The 19,768-nt window shown below is 34.8% G+C and carries 29 protein-coding genes; 2 read left to right on the top strand and 27 right to left on the bottom strand.

What is annotated here, in order from left to right; translation table 11 throughout:
• Window positions 1-40: 40 nt before the first annotated feature.
• A complete protein-coding gene (groL, locus tag QUS22_RS01070; protein WP_289513141.1) occupies window positions 41-1,693 on the top strand; it encodes a chaperonin GroEL in 1,653 nt (550 codons plus the stop codon).
• 263 nt (window positions 1,694-1,956) lie between these two features.
• Here the strand turns inward: groL and QUS22_RS01075 are convergent, their stop codons facing one another.
• Window positions 1,957-2,295, bottom strand: coding sequence for a hypothetical protein (locus QUS22_RS01075; protein WP_289513142.1), 339 nt, complete (start codon window positions 2,293-2,295; stop codon window positions 1,957-1,959).
• A 437-nt stretch (window positions 2,296-2,732) separates the two neighbouring features.
• On the opposite strand from QUS22_RS01075, the gene QUS22_RS01080 reads away from it, so the two are divergent.
• On the top strand, window positions 2,733-4,004 hold the full coding sequence (locus QUS22_RS01080) for an MFS transporter (RefSeq protein WP_289513143.1): 1,272 nt from the start codon (window positions 2,733-2,735) through the stop codon (window positions 4,002-4,004).
• A gap of 512 nt (window positions 4,005-4,516) precedes the next feature.
• Here QUS22_RS01080 and QUS22_RS01085 read toward each other — a convergent pair.
• The 26 genes from QUS22_RS01085 to rplD form a co-directional block, all read right to left on the bottom strand.
• Window positions 4,517-5,977, bottom strand: a complete 1,461-nt coding sequence (locus QUS22_RS01085) for a TrkH family potassium uptake protein (protein ID WP_289513144.1) — start codon at window positions 5,975-5,977, stop codon at window positions 4,517-4,519.
• 27 nt (window positions 5,978-6,004) lie between these two features.
• A complete protein-coding gene (locus QUS22_RS01090; protein ID WP_289513274.1) occupies window positions 6,005-7,021 on the bottom strand; it encodes a substrate-binding domain-containing protein in 1,017 nt (338 codons plus the stop codon).
• A 593-nt stretch (window positions 7,022-7,614) separates the two neighbouring features.
• Entirely contained in the window at window positions 7,615-8,055 is a 441-nt protein-coding gene (gene rplQ / locus QUS22_RS01095) for a 50S ribosomal protein L17 (protein ID WP_289513145.1), read from the bottom strand.
• A gap of 7 nt (window positions 8,056-8,062) precedes the next feature.
• Window positions 8,063-9,130 carry a DNA-directed RNA polymerase subunit alpha gene (locus tag QUS22_RS01100; protein WP_289513146.1) on the bottom strand — a complete coding sequence of 356 codons (1,068 nt, stop codon included), beginning with the start codon at window positions 9,128-9,130 and terminating at the stop codon, window positions 8,063-8,065.
• A 21-nt stretch (window positions 9,131-9,151) separates the two neighbouring features.
• Window positions 9,152-9,538, bottom strand: coding sequence for a 30S ribosomal protein S11 (gene rpsK / locus QUS22_RS01105; RefSeq protein ID WP_289513147.1), 387 nt, complete (start codon window positions 9,536-9,538; stop codon window positions 9,152-9,154).
• Between the two features lie 24 nt (window positions 9,539-9,562).
• Window positions 9,563-9,931, bottom strand: coding sequence for a 30S ribosomal protein S13 (rpsM, locus tag QUS22_RS01110; protein ID WP_289513148.1), 369 nt, complete (start codon window positions 9,929-9,931; stop codon window positions 9,563-9,565).
• Between the two features lie 59 nt (window positions 9,932-9,990).
• Entirely contained in the window at window positions 9,991-10,641 is a 651-nt protein-coding gene (locus tag QUS22_RS01115) for an adenylate kinase family protein (RefSeq protein ID WP_289513149.1), read from the bottom strand.
• Entirely contained in the window at window positions 10,638-11,966 is a 1,329-nt protein-coding gene (gene secY, locus QUS22_RS01120; RefSeq protein ID WP_289513150.1) for a preprotein translocase subunit SecY, read from the bottom strand. The genes QUS22_RS01115 and secY overlap by 4 nt, the downstream gene beginning before the upstream one ends.
• A gap of 3 nt (window positions 11,967-11,969) precedes the next feature.
• Entirely contained in the window at window positions 11,970-12,440 is a 471-nt protein-coding gene (rplO, locus tag QUS22_RS01125) for a 50S ribosomal protein L15 (RefSeq protein WP_289513151.1), read from the bottom strand.
• Between the two features lie 2 nt (window positions 12,441-12,442).
• Window positions 12,443-12,955 carry a 30S ribosomal protein S5 gene (gene rpsE, locus QUS22_RS01130; protein ID WP_289513152.1) on the bottom strand — a complete coding sequence of 171 codons (513 nt, stop codon included), beginning with the start codon at window positions 12,953-12,955 and terminating at the stop codon, window positions 12,443-12,445.
• A 12-nt stretch (window positions 12,956-12,967) separates the two neighbouring features.
• Window positions 12,968-13,339, bottom strand: coding sequence for a 50S ribosomal protein L18 (rplR, locus tag QUS22_RS01135; RefSeq protein ID WP_289513153.1), 372 nt, complete (start codon window positions 13,337-13,339; stop codon window positions 12,968-12,970).
• 5 nt (window positions 13,340-13,344) lie between these two features.
• Complete coding sequence (gene rplF, locus QUS22_RS01140; RefSeq protein WP_289513154.1) at window positions 13,345-13,890, bottom strand: 50S ribosomal protein L6; 546 nt, start codon at window positions 13,888-13,890, stop codon at window positions 13,345-13,347.
• Window positions 13,891-13,906: 16 nt separating this feature from the next.
• Window positions 13,907-14,302, bottom strand: coding sequence for a 30S ribosomal protein S8 (rpsH, locus tag QUS22_RS01145; protein WP_289513155.1), 396 nt, complete (start codon window positions 14,300-14,302; stop codon window positions 13,907-13,909).
• Window positions 14,303-14,322: 20 nt separating this feature from the next.
• Complete coding sequence (gene rpsN, locus QUS22_RS01150; RefSeq protein WP_289513156.1) at window positions 14,323-14,631, bottom strand: 30S ribosomal protein S14; 309 nt, start codon at window positions 14,629-14,631, stop codon at window positions 14,323-14,325.
• A gap of 16 nt (window positions 14,632-14,647) precedes the next feature.
• The gene (gene rplE, locus QUS22_RS01155) at window positions 14,648-15,181 is read right to left on the bottom strand and encodes a 50S ribosomal protein L5 (RefSeq protein ID WP_289513157.1); all 534 of its coding nucleotides are present in this window, start codon (window positions 15,179-15,181) and stop codon (window positions 14,648-14,650) included.
• A 6-nt stretch (window positions 15,182-15,187) separates the two neighbouring features.
• Window positions 15,188-15,505 (bottom strand): 50S ribosomal protein L24, encoded by a 318-nt coding sequence (rplX, locus tag QUS22_RS01160; protein ID WP_289513158.1) that lies wholly within the window; start codon window positions 15,503-15,505, stop codon window positions 15,188-15,190.
• Window positions 15,505-15,864, bottom strand: coding sequence for a 50S ribosomal protein L14 (gene rplN / locus QUS22_RS01165; RefSeq protein WP_289513159.1), 360 nt, complete (start codon window positions 15,862-15,864; stop codon window positions 15,505-15,507). Before rplN ends, rplX begins: the two co-directional genes overlap by 1 nt.
• 9 nt (window positions 15,865-15,873) lie before the next feature.
• Window positions 15,874-16,107: a 30S ribosomal protein S17 gene (gene rpsQ, locus QUS22_RS01170; RefSeq protein ID WP_289513160.1), complete on the bottom strand. Its 234-nt coding sequence runs from the start codon at window positions 16,105-16,107 to the stop codon at window positions 15,874-15,876.
• Window positions 16,100-16,303, bottom strand: coding sequence for a 50S ribosomal protein L29 (gene rpmC / locus QUS22_RS01175; protein ID WP_289513161.1), 204 nt, complete (start codon window positions 16,301-16,303; stop codon window positions 16,100-16,102). The genes rpsQ and rpmC overlap by 8 nt, the downstream gene beginning before the upstream one ends.
• Window positions 16,304-16,314: 11 nt before the next feature.
• Complete coding sequence (gene rplP / locus QUS22_RS01180; RefSeq protein WP_289513162.1) at window positions 16,315-16,728, bottom strand: 50S ribosomal protein L16; 414 nt, start codon at window positions 16,726-16,728, stop codon at window positions 16,315-16,317.
• An 11-nt stretch (window positions 16,729-16,739) separates the two neighbouring features.
• The gene (gene rpsC, locus QUS22_RS01185) at window positions 16,740-17,360 is read right to left on the bottom strand and encodes a 30S ribosomal protein S3 (protein WP_289513163.1); all 621 of its coding nucleotides are present in this window, start codon (window positions 17,358-17,360) and stop codon (window positions 16,740-16,742) included.
• A 38-nt stretch (window positions 17,361-17,398) separates the two neighbouring features.
• A complete protein-coding gene (gene rplV / locus QUS22_RS01190) occupies window positions 17,399-17,749 on the bottom strand; it encodes a 50S ribosomal protein L22 (protein ID WP_289513164.1) in 351 nt (116 codons plus the stop codon).
• A gap of 5 nt (window positions 17,750-17,754) precedes the next feature.
• Window positions 17,755-18,039: a 30S ribosomal protein S19 gene (gene rpsS / locus QUS22_RS01195; RefSeq protein WP_289513165.1), complete on the bottom strand. Its 285-nt coding sequence runs from the start codon at window positions 18,037-18,039 to the stop codon at window positions 17,755-17,757.
• Between the two features lie 3 nt (window positions 18,040-18,042).
• Window positions 18,043-18,867, bottom strand: coding sequence for a 50S ribosomal protein L2 (rplB, locus tag QUS22_RS01200; RefSeq protein WP_289513166.1), 825 nt, complete (start codon window positions 18,865-18,867; stop codon window positions 18,043-18,045).
• Window position 18,868: 1 nt separating this feature from the next.
• On the bottom strand, window positions 18,869-19,156 hold the full coding sequence (locus QUS22_RS01205; protein WP_289513167.1) for a 50S ribosomal protein L23: 288 nt from the start codon (window positions 19,154-19,156) through the stop codon (window positions 18,869-18,871).
• Complete coding sequence (gene rplD, locus QUS22_RS01210; protein ID WP_289513168.1) at window positions 19,153-19,767, bottom strand: 50S ribosomal protein L4; 615 nt, start codon at window positions 19,765-19,767, stop codon at window positions 19,153-19,155. The genes QUS22_RS01205 and rplD overlap by 4 nt, the downstream gene beginning before the upstream one ends.
• Between the last annotated feature and the right edge of the window lies 1 nt (window position 19,768).

The raw sequence follows: 19,768 nt of genomic DNA on the forward strand, positions 1-19,768 counted from the left end.
TATAATTTTCTAAGTTTTTTATTAACAAGAGGTGACAAAAATGACTAATATAGTAGTGTCAGGCGAGCAGTTGCAGGAAGCTTTTCGTGAAGTTGCAGTAATAGTAGACTCAACGGTAGCAGTAACTGCAGGGCCTAGAGGAAAAACAGTAGGGATTAACAAGCCTTACGGAGCACCAGAAATTACAAAAGATGGTTACAAAGTGATGAAGGGTATCAAGCCTGAGAAACCACTGAATGCTGCAATAACAAGCATCTTTGCTCAAAGTTGTTCTCAATGTAACGACAAAGTTGGTGACGGTACAACAACGTGCTCAATACTAACTAGCAATATGATAGTGGAGGCCTCAAAATCAATTGCTGCCGGAAACGATCGTGTCAGCATTAAAAATGGAATGCAGAAGGCAAAGGATGTAGTATTAAAGGAAATTACATCAATGTCGCGAACAATTTCTTTGGAGAAAATAGATGAAGTAGCGCAAGTTGCAATAATTTCTGCAAACGGTGATAGGGGTATTGGTAATAGCATTGCTGATGCTGTTAAAAAGGTTGGAAAAGAGGGTGTAATTACTGTTGAAGAAAGTAAGGGTTCAAAAGAATTAGAAGTTGAACTTACTACCGGTATGCAGTTTGACCGTGGGTACCTCTCTCCATACTTTATCACAAACAATGAAAAAATGATTGTGGAGCTTGATGATCCATATATATTAATTACCGAAAAAAAACTCAACATTATCCAACCTTTGCTTCCTATTCTTGAAGCTGTTGTTAAGTCTGGTAAGCCTTTACTTATTATTGCAGAAGATATTGAAGGCGAAGCATTAAGTACTTTGGTTATCAATAAGTTGCGGGGTGGTTTAAAAGTTGCTGCAGTCAAAGCTCCAGGTTTTGGTGATAGAAGAAAAGAGATGCTTGAAGATATAGCAGTTTTAACTGGTGCTAAGTACGTCATAAAAGACGAGCTTGGAATCAAGATGGAAGATCTCACTCTTGAAGACCTTGGTACTGCTAAAAATGTTAAAATCACTAAAGACAATACCACGGTTGTCAGCGAAAATAGCAACTCTGACAGAGTGAAAGCTAGAATCGAGCAGATTAAATCTCAAATTGAAACTTCAACTTCTGACTATGATAAAGAAAAGCTAAGAGAGCGTTTAGCAAAATTATCAGGTGGTGTTGCTGTGCTCAAGGTTGGTGGAGCAACTGAAGTAGAAGTTAAAGAGCGTAGAGATAGAGTTGAGGATGCATTGCATGCAACAAGAGCTGCAATTGAAGAAGGTATAGTTCCAGGTGGTGGAGTTGCACTGCTTTATGCTTCATCTGTTCTTGATAAACTAAAGGGTAGAGGCGACGAAGAACAGATAGGTATAAATATTATCAAGAAAGTCCTCAGTGCTCCTATCAAGAGATTAGTTAAAAATGCTGGTCTTGAGTCTGCTGTCATAATTGATCATTTGATTAAGCAGAATGATAAAGAGCTTATATATAACGTTGAGGCTATGAATTACGCTAACGCATTTACTGCCGGCGTTATTGACCCAGCGAAGGTGGTTCGTATCGCCTTTGAAACGGCGATATCTGTTGCAAGTGTGCTAATCACTACTGAATCAATGATAGTTGATGTACCAAACAAAGAAGAAAACGCTTCATCTCCTATGGGTGCAGGCGGCATAGGTGGAATGAACGGATTCTAAGTATGAAACCTTGGGGCAAGAAATTTACTTGCTCCACGGTGCTCCAAGGGTATCATTTCAGCACTTAGACACTGGAATCCAGGAATTTTATTAAGTTAGTGAGTATAAAAGTAGTTGTTTTATGTTAAAATACAACGTTTTTGGTGATCATGGAAAGGCTGGGTACCAGTGTCAGCCACTTGGATAGTACCGTTTGTTGCACGAATCGCTCTAGCAAAACAAATGTTCGTACAGTTATGTGTCTGAGCGCTGGGATGGCGCCTTTATATTTGAGACAAAAGAGGTACTTTCTCCTCATTATTTTCAGCAATTTTTTCTTCTTTTGCTCCATCCATTGACGGTTCAACAGATTCTTCTTTTGGTTGCGTTATTTTACCTGCTATGTACTCCTTAGCTTGCTTAGCGAGTGTGATTACGATAGCTACTACAATTGCAGTTGAAATCATAAGTGCTAATGTGTTTATTTCCACCATGGATAAAGACTCCGGTGCTGCTGATAAAGATGTTAAGGAATCTACTTTACATATTGAAAAAGCACCACTCGTAGCAATATAAACCGCATCTACAACGTTTCCAATAAACAGCAAAGGGGTAAAGAACAAGAACTGATAGTCGTCGGGCTGTTGAGTTAACCTTTTCCATATTATTGAAAAAATGTAAGCTGCTGTTAATGGTATTATGGAAATAGCGTCAACGATACCACCTACTATACCTACTATTAGAGGTGATGGGATAGTAAGGCTTAAAAAAGGTTAATATAATAAGCGGGAGAGATATAATTGATAGTATCATAGAAATTACACCTATTGTTTTCAGGATAGATAGAAACCCTTTTGAATCTAAGAGTTTTTTAATTCCTTTAAATAACATAAAGAGAATACCTATAAATAGGCTATATTCATTATAACTTTGCCCATAATTTTAATAACATTTTAATTATCACATACCATAACAAAAAAGTCAAATCCATGCGCTCAGGTTGCAGCTTTACTAGATTATAAAAACTGGCTAAAATAGGCAACCATTTACAAATTGATTAGTGTACAATCAGCAAACAAGGGCGTTGATATCAGCTATTCTCTGCAGGATTGCAATATGGTATGACTACATACTCTTTACTGATTTGGCTAATATAATCAGCAGAGAGTTTTGTTTTGCGCAAGATATTTACAGTAACATACTGCAATTATTTGGGATTATAGGGCTGGGTGCAATGATAAGGCCATCTGGTGCATTCATATTTGGTCACGTTGGTGATAAGTATGGGAGAAGGATAGCACTAATAACTACCGTCTTGCTTATAATGATACCATCTAGTCTAGTTGCATTTGTTCCATGTTACAACCAAATAGGCATAACTTCTACTGTGTTGCTTATTGCGATTCATATAACACAAGGAATTGCACTTGGCGGTGAACAAGGAAGTTCTGTTTATCTCATAGAGCATTTATCTAATAGAAAAGATAGCTTAGGAATGTTTTTTGGAATGATGGGTTTTGGTCGTTCCATTGGTGTACTGCTTTCTGCGGTAATAATAATTATCTGCAAAAAAACTACTGATTTTAACGCTTGGGGTTGGAGACTGCCGTTTACTTTTTCAGCCGTTTTAGGATTAATTAGTGTATACAGTGTATATACATTGAGAGAAACTCCAGCATATGAAGAAAATCGAAAACAAAGAAATTTATCTAATCTACCAATAATAGAACTTATAAAGCATCACAAAAGAGCTCTTATACTTGCTATTTTAATAGCTATACCTGTTAATGTTGCTGTTGGGTTTACTGTATTTCTTCGAACAATTGCAAAAGAAATAGTATCGGTTGAAACGTATTTAATAACATATGTCAATGAAGCTGTGTTGATTATAACTAGTATATTGATGCCGATATCTTCAGTAGCATTTGGAATGTTGGCTGACAAAGTGGGGAAGGAGCGCATTGCAATCTTATTTATAGTAATTACAATGGTACTGTGTTGTCCTGTGTTATCTGTTGCGTATTATTATAAAAATTACCTTATGATTACGTTGAGCATAATGGTTCTTTCTATAATAGAAAGAGGTATAGTTCCCATAGGAATAGTCACATCTGAACTTTTTCCCACCAATGTTAGATTTAGTGGAGTGAGTTTATCACGCAACATCTCTTTTGCTTTGCATGGGGGATTTACTCCTATGGTATGCATTTGGATTACTACAACATTTCCTCAAGTAAATTTTGCAGCTGGGCTTTATATAATCTTTTGTTTATTGGTCAGTCTGGTGGCAATATCACAAATAAAACCACAAGACAAAAACTTTGATTGGTAAAAATCCTCGATTTTCTCTTGTATGATTTGATAGTGATCTTCACCGGGGAAATGTGTCCATTCCAGTGCCACGCGCTGGTTTCTTACCCAGTTCATGAATTGCCTTAGCTACAAACATTAAGAAATTTACTAAATAAAAAAAGAAGCCCCGTGGTGTGAGTTTTGACCCTCTAATACTTTAAATTGGCACCGCAATAATATGCTGACCTTTGTTTAAGCACGATTTGTCTGAATGTAGAAAAAATTTAAAAGACATGCAACCCTAACAATTTGATGTAACCCGCCAAAAAATACCCGAGTTTTTTATTGAATTTCGTCATTGAACCCGCACGGATCAAAAATAAGTTTTGAGTCATAAATACCCCTAATATCATAATTAGGGAGCTGCTAAAATTTGCTAAGGAATTTTTAGTTCTGTTTTTGTGGCTAAAAAAATCCGAATACCAATCAGCCAATTGGGTGATATCGCTTAGGCTATGTTCCTTTACCCCAGCTCAGTCCACTCCGATTAAGCTATTTTCTTCTGTTAAATAAGAACAAGCTGCCTATACAAAAATAGATTGGCAATATTTCAAGTCTGCCAAGCAGCATTAAAAACGACAGAAATAGCTTTACTTCGTTACTAAAAGAAGAATAATTACCTGAAGGTCCTATTAAGTTACTGAATCCTGGACCAGAGTTTGTTAGCGTTGCAGAAACTGAGCTAATGCTAGTTACAAAGTCTGTGTTACTTAAGTAAGACATCACTATTGATGATATAGCGAACGTTAATATGTAAATTGCAAAAAACGTAAAGACAGAGCGAACTTCATCATTTTCTAGGGTCTTATCATTAAATTTTACTCTATTATCTGCATCAGGGTTAAGTAAAAGATGAAAGTGATTTCCTATAGATCTCAGAAAAACAATTAAACGGAAGACTTTGATTCCACCACTTGCAGAACCACCACATCCACCAACAAAGGTTAGAAAAAAAGCTAAGACTGAAATAAAACTCCAATCTACGTAATTGCACACCACATAGCCAGTTGACGTGATAAAAGAAGTGATGGTAAATGTGCTGTCTATAAATGACAATGATATTCCTAAATTAACATTTTTATACAAACAAAAATAAGCAAATAAAGATGAGACAATAACTATTCTAACAAAGTAAAAGACCTGTTCATCATGGTAAATATATAATCGTCCTATAATTCTTAAATAGCTAAGAAAAGGCAGAGAACCCAAGATCATAAAGATGATCGTGATGGCTTTCAATATGGGATCATTATAGTGCCCTATGGAATCGTTATAGTTAGCAAATCCACCAGTTGATACAGCAGACATCCCGTGACATATTGCGTCAAATAATGGCATACCAGCCAAATAATAGAAAAATATGCATAGCAAAATTAAGCCATAATATATTGCAGTAGCATGAATCATTACACTTCGTGTGTTTGGTAATCTTCTTTTTGTAGCATCTGAATATTCAGAATAAAGTAAATTATTTAGACTCAGAACCTTAAGCATAGGAAAAACCGCAATTCCTACAGTGATTATACCAAAACCTCCTATGCCGTGCAGCATTGCTCTCCATAGCAGTATTCCTGGAGATTGCTTTTCGACATCACTAAATACAGTTGCTCCTGTTGTTGTAAGGCCAGATACCGTTTCAAACAATGCATCAACATAGCTCAGATTATCAAGGTAGAATGGAATAGCTGCAAATAGAGATAAAGCAACCCAGGTACAACTAGTAATCGCAAAAATAGCGGGCATTCCATGCAATCTAATTAGTCTACCTAATAAAATAAAAGTTGCGCCAGATGTAGAGGTAATTATGAACCCAGCTAGAAAATTTTTCCATTCGTAGCTCAGACACTTATTAGTAATAGCAGGAATGACCATTATTAAGCTAAATAACAATAAGAATACTCCAACAATAAATACAACTGAGCGGAAAGTTTGCAAGTGGTGATGATTTTCCATAGAGGTACCTTCTAGAAAAAAAAGATATTACGCTATATCATAAATTTTTTCTGCAACTTTCTTTATATTCTCATCTGAAAGCCGGATTAGACCGAGCCTAGATAGATATCCATCTTTAGTACTGATCGAATCTACAACTTCTCTAATGAATTCTCTTAATCCATCAACGGTATTCAAGTGTTCTTTCTTTATGTAAAGATATAGAGGCCTTGCTAATGTATATTCGCCCGACGATATATTTTCATAAGTTGGCTCAATCCCTGCAATTGTGCTTCCCTGTATTTTATCTTGGTTCCTCATTAAAAAGCTAAAACTAAATACCCCTAAGGCATTTTTGTTACTTTTCAATTTTTGTATTATTATGTTTTCATTAATACCAACTTCTATATACCTTCCATCATCCCTTATACTACTACAAGCTTTCTTTCTTTCTTCTGAATCCTTATAATTCTCTTTGAAAATTCCTGAATTCATACATGAGTATTGATCAAGCATAATAGAATTAATCACAGTTTCGTACGTGCCCATATTTTGATGTGGACCATAAATTTCAATTTCTGTTTCTGGTAAAACCTGATTTATATCAGACCAAAACTTCTTATTATTTTTTACTAGCTCACCATCTTCTTGGGAATATAAGGATAAAGCTTCAAATAAATCCTTTTTTGTAAAATCAAATCTATGGCTTTGGTTCGAATTTGCGACTACTACTCCATCATAGCCAATAATAACTTCCACCACTTCATTAACTTTATTCCTTTTACATAGCTCTCTCTCTGCATCTTTTATAGGACGAGATGAAGTGGCGATATCTGGCGTGTTTTCCCCCATTCCTGAACAAAACATTTTGAACCCTGGCCCACTTCCTATTGATTCCACAACTGGGGTCCTAAAGGAGAACACACGACTGAAGTCTTCAGCTATAAACGAGATAAAAGGAAAAACAGTTGAAGATCCAACAATTGTGATATATTTCCTTGCATCAGCGTTTGGCAGTGGCATAAACACTGTGAATATAAAAATCAAGAAGAAGGCTCTAAGCATCATTTTCGTTAAGAACATAAATCTATAATTATTATAATAAAAGACCAAACTAGCAAAGCCCTAATTTTTTTCTCTTGCATTACCTCCTATCATCTAAGCAGCGTGACACACAACTGCACGAACAGTGAGATTTGCAGGCAATTTGCGTGGCAGATGGCGTCACGTACCAGAACAACAACTTAAGGTATAACTTATAATTGGAAAATTTAGTCATAAATCTATTTTAGTAAATCTAAATTACTTTAGCCGTCACTCTTCAATTCAAGCATTTTTTATATAGACAGGTCCTTTCTTTAGAGAAAGAAAACATAAATCATACCTGACTGAATAATCTAAAAAAATAAGGTTTTTACTTAGAAAACATTTGGAGTAATTTACAATAGACTGACATTGAAGAGAAGATAGCGGTATCTTTTTTCCAAGTAGACTGCTCTAACTTCCATAAAAATCAGCTCTTTTTTTTAGATACAATTAAGCCAATTTCATCAAACTTACAACGATAACGGTGCTTTATAACATAATACCACTTCAGCTTAAAATATATTAAAATCAATAACTCACCAAAACAACCTATCATCAGAAAATGATAACAATTAACTTTTTGTAACTACTTTATTTCCTTCTCCGCTTCTTTTTTTACTTTTACTATAGACCTTACCCTTTGCTGCAATATCCCTATCAACTAGTTCTACCACTGCCATTAAAGCACAATCACCCTTTCGAGCGCCAAATCTTATTATTCTAGAATACCCACCATTACGACCATGATAACGACTAGCTAAAACATTCAATAATTTATCAACTGCTAACTCATTGTTATGAAGGCGTGAAAGTAAAAGCCTTCTACCATGCAAAGTATTTTTATTTTTAGCAACTGTAATAAATTTTTCTACATATGGACGAAGTTCTTTAGCTTTCGGTAAAGTAGTTATAATTTGCTCATGGTTAATTAATGAAATAGATAGATTCTTCAACATCGATAACCTATGCTCAGTGCAACGAGACAGTTTACGCTTTTTTATTACATGTTTCATATATCACCTAATCTTCATCAGTATGTTGTCTAGCCAATGCATCTATATCCTTAGGCGGCCAACCCGGGACATCCATACCTAAAGATAAGCCCAAATTACTCAAAACCGCTTTAATCTCATTCAAAGACTTCCTACCAAAATTGGCAGTTCTTAACATTTCACTCTCTGTTCTCTGCACAAGATCACCTATATAAGTAATATTCTCATTTTTCAAGCAATTATGTGACCTAACAGACAACTCCATTTCATCCACTTTACGCAATAAAACAGGGTCGTAACACAAATTTCTATAACCACTAGACGAAGAAATATGTGATTTTTTATAACCTGCATCAGAATTAATAAAAGGCTGAAGTTGCTCCTGCAATATCCTTGCAGCAGAATCAACAGCTTGACTTGGAGAAATTGTACCATCAGTCTCAACTGACAATATCAACTTATCCTTATCAGTAACTTGACCAACACGACTATTCTCCACCTTATATGAAACTCTGTTGACAGGACTATACAGAGCATTAACCGGAATGAAACCAATTAAGTCCTGCTCATTCATAAGCTTCAAAAACTCGTTTTCTTTAGATTTAATAACAGGAAGGTAGCCTTTTCCGCTAGCTACATATATAGTCATGTTGAGCTCTACATTCTGCCCTAGCGTACATATCAGTAAATCCTTATTAACAATAAAGCACTGATCATCAGTCTCTATCATACCAGCCAATACCTGACAAGGTCCTTTAGCACTCAAATTTAAGCATTTACTGGAAGTGCCATTCAATTTACACCTCAACATACCCATATTTAGTACTATATCAGTTACATCTTCCCTTACTCCTTGAACTGAAGTAAACTCATGAGTTACGCCTGCGATTTTTATTCCATAAACAGCACTACCTACAAGAGAAGATAACATCACACGCCTTAATGCATTACCTAACGTTAAAGCAAAACCACTCTCCAATGGCTCTAGTACTATATCACCTTTTCTATTTGAGTCACCTGGCACCACTTTAATTGAATTAGGTCTAGTCAACTTACCTAAATTGCCAAAAATAGAAACACTGTCATTATGATACATAAAATAACCTTTTCAAATATCCTATACTCTTCTTTTTTTCCTTAACCTACACCCATTATGAGGAATCGCAGTCTTGTCTGCAATTGAGGTTACTGTTAACCGACAGCCTTGAAGCGCTTTGACTGCAGCTTCAGCACCAAAACCAGGACCACGAATTATTATAGAAACAACTTTCATACCAAATTTCTCTACCGCAACTTTTGCAGCAGATTCTGAAGCCTTACCTGCAGCATAAGGCGTGGATTTTCTTGAACCTGAAAAACCATGCGCACCTACAGAAGTTTGGTATAAAGTGTTACCCTGGACATCAGTTACATTTATAAAAGTATTATTAAAAGTTGCGCGAATATGAATAACTCCAGTAACAAACTTTTTTGTACTTTTACCCACTGTTCTGGTCTTTTTCATTAAAACTCGCAATAACAATAAATTTTATTTCCTTCCAGCAATAGGCAACCAAGATCTACCTTTACGAGTTTTAGCATTGGTATGAGTTCTTTGTCCTCTCACAGGTAAACCTTTTCTGTGTCTTACCCCTCTATAGCATCCCATTTCCACTAAAGACTTTATATTCATAGCCACTTCTTTTCTAAGCTCACCCTCTATATTATAATTTTGCCTAATGAAACTGCTGACCTTTTCTATGTCTTTATCCCGCAATTCTGAAACACGCTTACCCTTATCAATTTCACAAGTACGGCAAATTGAGTTTGCAGTAGCAATACCTATACCATATATATAAGTTAATGCAAAAGGAACACATTTCTTTACTGGAACATTTACACCTGCAATACGTGCCACTGGTACTACGATACTTTATTAATAATAACTCTTAAGTTATACCATAAAATAACTTAGGGTCAAACTAAATTGCAAGAAATTTTGCTTTCAATCTCTTGCTTTACCTGAACAACATCAAGGTTAGCGTTAACCGTTAATAATCTGTCTTTATAATATTCACGTAAACTCTTTATTTGGATGTAGTACTCACTTATCCTTCTATGAATTGCAGACAAGTCAGAATCATCAATTCTCCTCTCTAGTCTTGCGCTTTTACATTTCATACAAACAAGATTATCATCATTTTTGAAAGAAGTTGCACTGTACACACCCTTACAGTCCAAGCACACAAGACGATTCTTTAACCTATCAATAGCAATCTTATCATCAAGCTGTAACTCAATAATAATATTCACATCTCTATTATACTTCTCTCGCAAAATTCTAGTTAAGAAAAGAGCTTGATTTAAATTTCTCGGGAAACCATCTAACAAAAAATTATCATCTACCAATGTAAGCTGGTCACGTAACAACTCACATATAACTTCATCTTGAATCAAATTACCAGATTCTACGGTATCTTTTATTTTTTTACCTAACTCGCCACCGCTAGATATAATATTTCTCAATAAATCCCCTACTGAAATTAACTTTAAGTTATACTTTGCTATTAATAGGTTTGATTGAGTACCTTTACCAGAGCCAGGAGGACCAAAAATTGTAATAATCATCTTAATTTCCTCGCCTTAGACTCATATTTCTTTATCCAGCTACCGTACCTATTTGAAAAGATATAGGATTGTATTTGCATAATAGTATCAGTAATAACGTTCACTATAATCAATAAGCTTGTTCCACCAAAAATAAATGGTATATCATAATAATATCTTATAATTTCAGGTACGGCACATATAACTACCAAATATGCAGAACCGATAAACGTTAATTTAAAAACTATATCTTGAAGGTAATCAGAAGTGTGTTTCCCAGGTCTTCTACCAGGTATAAAGCCACCATTCTTTTTAAGAAAATCAGCATTTTCTTCTGGGTTAAATATAAAATTAGTATAGAAAAAGTTGAAAAATACTATAAGTGCTAAGTAAGCTATAATATAAATTACTTTGTTTGCCATGAAGTAATTTAAAATAAAATCAGAAAAAACATGTCCCTTATAAAAATTTGCAATTGAAATAGGCGTCAGCAAAATTGAATTGGCAAAAATAGTTGGTATTACCCCAGATAAATTAATCTTTAATGGGATATAAGTAAAATCGTCATTATATAACTTTTTAAACTGCTTTTTAGGATATTGAACAATGACTTTTCTATAAGAAGACTCTATAAAAATAATCAAAAGTAACAGTAAAAAAAACAACGCAAAAATAAAAAGGATAATAAATAACGATATGCTACCGTTTTTATTTAACGTTAACAGGGATGAAAAAGCACTATGTAGCTCTGATATTATGCCTGTAAAAATGATCAACGAGATGCCATTACCTACACCACTAGCGCTGATTTGCTCACCAAGCCATATTAGAAACATCGTTCCACCTAAAAGGCTAAAGACTCCTACTGTACGAAACATAACACCAGGCCCAATCACAACCAATGTTCCTTCTCTATTCATTTTTTCTAACCCAATTAAAATAGTAATTGATTGAAATACACAAAATACTATGGTCATATAACGTATGTAAGAATTCATCTTTCGACGTCCTAATTCTCCATCATTTTTAACTTCATTCATTCCTTTGATGGCAGAAGATAATAACTGCATAACTATAGATGCAACTATATATGGCATAACACTTAGTGCTAGGATCGTCATCCTAGCCAATGCACCACCAGAAAATAAATTAAATACCCCAAAAACACCAGGACCTTCTTTAGGGAAGATATCATTAATTATACTAAGATTAATTCCAGGAATAGGCACATAAGTGCCCAAACGATAACAAATCAAAGCGATTAGCGTAAAAAATACGCGCTTTAACAAATCACCTTTATACAATAATGCAGGATCCAAGCTATTAAATACAGACTTGTTACTCATTATTTATGATAGTATTTTTACGCTACCACCAACTGAAGCTACAGATTTTTTTGCAGCTTCTGATGTAAAGTCAACATGAAACACACATTTTTCATTCAGCTTACCCTTATTAAGAAGCTTGATTCTATCCTTGACAGACTTTATAAAACCTAATTTATACAGCATTTCTTTGTCTATAACAGAGTTTTTTACTATTTTTTTAGCTTCCATTAAGCGCTGCACATCACCAACATTAATTATGGAGCATATATTTCTGCGTACAGGATTAAAACCCCTTTTAGGTAAACGAGTATATATAGACTGTTGCCCACCTTCAAACCCATTTATGGAAATACCACTCCTAGCCTTCTGTCCTTTATGTCCCCTACCAGATGTTTTGCCTTTGCCACAACCGATACCCCTACCTAGCAACTTAGGCTTCTTTTTTTTTGATAATTTAGTAAATATAGAGCTTAACTTTATAGTACTATTCATACCTACCTATTTCCAACTATCTCGCTAATCTTTTTGCCCTTTTTACTCGCCACTTGACGAGGAGATAACATATTGTCAAAAGCCTTAAACACTGCACATATAACGTTATGAGGATTATTTGACCTAGTAGACTTCGCTACTACATCTTTTATGCCTAGCACTTCAAAAACCGATCTAATCGCTCCACCAGCAATAATACCTGTTCCAGCTCTGGCCGCTCTTAAAACTATTTCACCAGAGCAAAACTTAGCTTTAATATCATGATGCAAAGTTCTACCTTCATGCAAATACACCCTAATCATCGACTTTTTTGCAGCATTTACAGCTTTTATTCTCGCTTCAGCAACTTCTGCATGCTTGCCCATTCCACATCCTACCCTACCCTTCGCATCTCCAACAACAACCAAAATTGAAAATGCAAACCTTCTACCACCTTTGGTAACTGTCGTTACTCTTCGTACTGAAACTAAAAGCTCCGATAAATCATCATTATTTTGTAAATTCTTTATAGTCATATTCAAACCCTTCTAAAACTTAAACCCAGAGCTTCGTAAAGCTTCAGCAAACTGAGAAACCAACCCTGTATACTTATATGCTCCACGATCAAACACCAACTCTTGTTCTAACTTCATATAAGATAGACGTTCAACCATTAAAGAAGAAACCTGTTTTATAGTTTCAGCGTTGACCTTTCCTTTACATACATCCCTAATTTTAGCATCCAAAGTAGACGCAGAAGCGAGAGTTACTCCTTTTTCGTCATTGATTAACTGAGCGTAAAAATGTCTATTAGATTTAAATATGGATACACGCAAACGCTTAACTCCATTAAGGAGCTTCTTTCTACTACGTAACTTCCTTTTTTCAAAATTACTTAAAAAATTATATAACCTTCTCATCTTAATTACTTCTTTTTACTTACAACTTTACGCAACATAAATTTACCTTGTATAACAATACCCTTACCTTTATAAGGGTCATATTTTCTAATCTTGCATATATCAGATGCTACCACATAGACTTTTTGCTTGTCCATACCACTAACCACTAAGTGAGTTGGTTTTACACACTTAATTTCAACATCTTTAGGCACCTTATACTTAACACTATGACTATAACCAAGATACAAAGTCAAATACTTATCATAACACTCAGCTTTATATCCAACACCATTAATCTCAAGATCAACAGAAAAACCATTAACCATACCATTAATGATATTGTTAATATTACTTCTATAAGTGCCCCATATGGGTTTTATTTTACCATAATTGTCTTTACTTTGATCAACGGAAAGCAACAACTGATTATCAACAACATTGCACACAACATTACTGCATAGCCTAAGCTCTTTTTCCGCCTTAGCGCTTTTTATTAACACCTTACCATCGCTGTACTCAACTGAAACACCAACAGGAATATTGATGGGCGCAGCACCTATACGAGACATAAATTCCTCCAATCACCTAAAACACACGACACAAAATTTCCCCACCAACTTTCAACTTGTGTGCATTGTAGTCTGTCATCACTCCTTTTGACGTAGACATAATAAAAATACCAAGCCCATTATACGCTTTAGCAATATCCTTGCATTGAGAATAACGACGACAACCAGGTTTTGATACTCTAACTATATCTCTAATTACAGGCAACTTCTTATAATACTTCAATCTTACAACAAAAGACGGTACATTACCTACAATTTCCTTTTGGTAATCAAGGATATATCCTTCATCCTTTAAGATCTTCAGTATAGCAGAATTCACTTTAGAAAAAAAAACTCTTGTTGTTCTATGCATTGCCAATTGAGCATTACGTATCCTTGTTAAAAAATCACCAATACTATCAGATAACGCCACAATATACTCCTTATATCATATTACCAACTAGACTTTGTAACTCCCGGAATTTTCCCAAAAGAACATAAATCACGCAAAACAATCCTACATAAACCAAACTTTCTATATACTCCTCTTGGCCTTCCAGTTAAAGCACACCTGTTTCTAACTCTGGTTCGAGAAGAATCTCTAGGCAACTTTTTAATTAACTTATTTTGAGCCGCAAACCTCTCACCAATAGGTATACTTTTATCATTCATTATAGATTTTAATTTTTCCCTTTTCTCTCTATGTTGATCGCACAATCTTACCCTACGAAGATTTTTTTGTATCATAGATTTTTTTGCCATATACCTCTTCTCTTAATTAATCAAAAAAGGGAAATTTAAAAGCTAGCAATAACTCTTTTGCTTCCTTATCACTAATTGCACTTGTTACAATATTAACATCCATACCTCTAATCTTACTTATTTTATTGCAATCTATTTCTAAAAATGAGACATGCTCCTTTATACCAAAGGAAAAATTACCATTACCATCAAATTGCTTTACACTAAACCCCCTGAAATCTTTTTCTCTTGGTAAAGCAATATATATCAACCTTTCTAAAAACTCATACATTTTATCTTTACGCAAAGTTACTTTACAACCGACTGTAGCACCTTTTCTAATCTTGAAGCCAGAAATAGATTTTTTTGCAGACATTGACACAGGCTTTTGCCCTGCAATTAAATGCAGGTCATTAAGCGGCTCATTGATTGCTTTGCTATCCGTGGCAGCATCTCCAACACCCATGTTAACACACACCTTGATAAGTTTAGGCACTTGCATTATGTTTTTGTAATTAAACTTATCCTTTAAGGATTCTACTACCCTATCCCTGTACAATTCCTTAAACATATTAATCTAGTCTATTACTTCGCCAGAAACTTTTGCAAAACGTACTTTTTTGCCATCTATAACCTTAAACCCTACTTTAGTTGGAGCTTTATACTTAGGGTCTAATATTGCAACGTTAGATATATCAATAGCTAATTCTTTATTTAATATACCACCACTACTACCAGCTTTTGGCTTAGTATGCTTCTTATTCACATTTACCCCAGAAACAACAACCTTTTTCTTAGCACCACACGTTACAACTCTGATTACTTTACCAATTTTTCCACAATCTTTACCAGTTAAAACTATAACGTCATCAGCACTTCTTATTTTCGCACTCATTACAAAACCTCTACAGCTAATGACATTAGCTTCATAAAAGAACCAGATGGCAACTTTTTTACTGGACCAAATACTCGAGTACCAAGCGGTTCACCTTGATTATTAACTAAAACTACAGCATTGCTAGAAAAACGAATCACAGAGTTGTCAGATTTTCTAATTCGATTTTTCACTCTAACAACAACTGCTCTATACACTTTTCCCCTTTCAACCTTCCCCTTTGGGTTGATAGTCTTAATAGACACAATAATTATATCACCTATGGATGCAGCCTTCCTACCACCTAATAAGCCAATACAAAGCACTTCACGCGCACCAGAATTATCAGCCACTTCTAATAATGAATTTTTCTGAATCATATAAATACCCTATTCAACTCGAACCACAACCCATTTTTTAGTAGCAGAAATAGGCTTGTGCTCTTGTATAAAAACCCTATCTCCTTCTTTGCAACTATTATTTTCATCGTGCGCTGTGTACTTTTTGTATCTCTTTATAACTTTTTTGTACAGTTTATCCTTATATACTCGCAACACTGAAACCTTAACAGTTTTATCGCACTCAGCCTTAGTTACAACACCACAAAAAACTTTCTTAGGCATTCCTTTCCTCTATTTTTCTTTCACTTAATACAGTCAAAACACGAGCTATACTCTTTCTTATCAAGGCAAAACGCGAAATATTATTACACTGACCCAACCTCTTTTGAAAAACCAAATTAACAAACTCTTTTCTCAAATTTACAAGAATTTCACGCAATTCCTGCGAGGATTTCAATCTAATATCAGCTATATCCATTGTAACTCCATTTAACTATGATTAGATACAAATTTACATTTTATAGGAAGTTTAGCAATTGCCTTCTCAAGCGCCAATTTTGCTAAATGTATGGAAACATCACTGCTAATTTCAAACAACACCTTACCAGGCTTAGCTTTAAACACCCAAAATTCAACACTACCTTTTCCTTTACCCATCCGTACATCTGCCGGTTTTTTACTAACAGGAGTATCAGGAAAAATTCTTATCCACACTTTACCAGAACGTTTTAACGTCCTAGATATTACACGTCTCACAGTCTCAATATGCTTAGACTGAACCCTACCTGCTTCTATAGCTTTTAAGCCATAACCCCCAAAAGATAGTGTGCTACCACCTTTCGTATTACCCTTAATTCGCCCTTTAAACATCTTTCTATACTTACTCTTTTTGGGAACAAACATTTCAATACACCTTAACTAACAATATAAACCCAAACCTTAACTCCTATAATACCATATATAGTTTTTGCTTCACAAAAAGCATAATCTATATTAGCACGTAAAGTATGCAAAGGCAAACGACCTTCTTTATACCATTCAGTACGAGCTATCTCAGCTCCACCAAGACGTCCAGAACAACTTACCTTAATACCCCCACCTCCCATTCTCAAACAACTTTGAATAGCTTTTTTCATCGCTCTTCTAAATGAAACACGTTTTTCCAACTGTTGTGCTATGCTGTTTGATATTAAAGTTGCATCTATCTCGGATCTTTTTATTCCTACTATATTCACCTCTACATTATTTTTTACTTTCTCAGCTATTTTTTGTTTTACCTTCTCAATATCCAAACCTTTTTTACCTATTATCACCCCAGGCCTAGAAGAATGTATCGTTACAGACACCAGATCAACTTTACGCTCTATAATTATTTTGGAAAGACCAGCATGCTTAAAAGACTCATTTATGTAACTGCGAATAGATAAATCCTGATGCAATTTCTCTTTGTAATCTTTATTAGCATACCAAATAGAATCCCAAGTATTAGTATTTATTTTCAACCTAAATCCTATAGGATTAACCTTTTGCCCCATATTTTACACATCCCTCACTAATTTTATACTCTTACAAATCACACAATTTCCTCTAACTTTATAGTCATACTACTATAACGCTTGCTAACTCTATTAGCCCTACCCATAGCTTTTGGATATACCTTACGCAAAGTAAAAGACTTGCCTATCAAAATTTCCTTTATATACAGATTATCGACATCCAACCCATAATTGTACTGAGCATTAGCAACTGCAGAATTTAACACTTTTCCTATAAGGGCAGCAGCCTTCTTTTCACAAAACCTCAACTGCACAGTAGCAAAAGAAACCTTCTTATCGCGTACTAAACTGGCAACCAAGTTTAACTTACGAGGAGTTGATTTTAAAGCCCTAGAACTAGCTTTAATTACTACATTCTTGTTTTTCATATCAATTACCTTCTTGCTGCCTTTTTATCGCCACTATGCCCAGTAAATTTACGAGTAGGTGAAAATTCACCAAATTTATGACCTATCATATTCTGATCATTCACATTAACAGGTATATAATCTTTACCATTATAAACAGCAAATTTTAAACCCAAACAATTAGGAAGAATTACAGAACCCCTGGAATGAATTTTTATCACCTTATTAATAGAACCCTCCTTTAAAGCTCTATTCACCAACCTTAGCACAGAAGGATGGCAAAAAGGTGGCTTCCACACAGACCTACTCATAAACTAACCTTTCAATTGTTTTATATACTTGTCACTAAATTTATTTTTCTTCCGAGTTTTCTTTCCTTTTGTTGAAACACCCCAAGGAGTAACAGGATGACGTCCACCAGAAGTCTTGCCTTCTCCACCCCCATGAGGATGATCCACTGGGTTCATAGCAACCCCACGAACAGTAGGCCTCACTCCCAACCATCTACTTCTTCCTGCCTTACCCAATTTTCTATTTTTACGATCAGGATTAGAAACTACACCAATAGTAGCCTTGCAAGAAGATAAAATCAACCTAACTTGACCAGACCTCAATCGTAATAAAACATAGTTGCCATCACGACCAACAATTTGTGCATAACAACCAGCAGCTCGAGCAATTACAGCACCATTACCTGGCTTTAACTCAACACCATGAACAAAAGAACCAACAGGTATACACTTCAATGGTAAACAATTGCCTGGCAATATATCAGAATCATCACCTGACATCACAATATCACCAGGCTTTATATTTTGTGGAGCCAATATATAAGATTTAGCATTATCACTCTTATATGATATTAACGCTAAAAAACCACCCCTATTTGGATCATACTCTATTTTTTCAACTATGCCCTGATCATTTCTGTTACGTTTAAAATCTATAATTCTATACTTCTTTTTGTGACCACCACCCTTATGACGAGTTGTAACTCTACCACAATTATTTCTCCCACCACTGGACTTTTTACCAAACGTAAGAGACTTTTCTGGCTTACCTATTGATAAACCAACTTTACTCACTAACACAGTTCCACGAGAGGACGGAGTGACAGGATTAAGAAATTTTATACCCATATTAAACACTCATTATATCTAATTTTTGACCATCCACTAAAGAGAAATAAACTTTCTTTTTTTGCTTTTCATAGCCATTCACACCTCTAAAGCGCCTACGTTTAAGTTTAACTCTAACAACATTTATAGAGGAAACATTGACATTAAATAGAAACTCTATTGCCGACTTTATTTTATGCTTATTTACATTTACGCAAACATACAAAGAATATTTATTAAACTTCTCCCTCAAAAAAGAGACTTTTTCTGTAATGATAGGATATTTTATTATATTATTATACTTAATCATAACAATCTACCTTCGAGATGTTTTAAAGCGTCGCTTGTCAACATTATGCATTCGTGATTTAATATATCAAAGACATTCAACCCAATAGGCTTGATCAAATTCACATGATGTAGATTTCTAGTAGCACGTAGCAACCCATCTCCATAATCACCAACTATCAAAAAGGAAGAAAATTTAAAGTTTCTAATATATTCACACATTTCATATGTTTTTTTCACATCAACATTCAAATTATCAAGAATAATTACTTGATTATTAAAATATTTTAGAGATAAAGCAATTTTTAAACCAAGTTTGCGTACTTTCTTATTAAGAGAATAGGCATGACTTCTAACAACAGGACCAAAAATAACTCCACCACCTCTAAATTGAGGAGACCGCAAGCTCCCTTGTCTTGCCCTACCAGTGCGTTTCTGACTATAAGGCTTAGCTGTTGTGCCAGAAACATCACTGATGCCTTTTGTTTTATGAGCACCAGCCCTTCTTTTTGCTAACTGCCACCTAACTATATCATGCAAAACACTCAATTTTTGCTCAACAGAAAATATCATAGGACTAAGATGAGCAATACCTACACTATCATTAGACAGATTAACTAATTTACATTCCATA

Source organism: Wolbachia pipientis (assembly GCF_030373985.1).
GTDB lineage: Bacteria > Pseudomonadota > Alphaproteobacteria > Rickettsiales > Anaplasmataceae > Wolbachia > Wolbachia pipientis_D.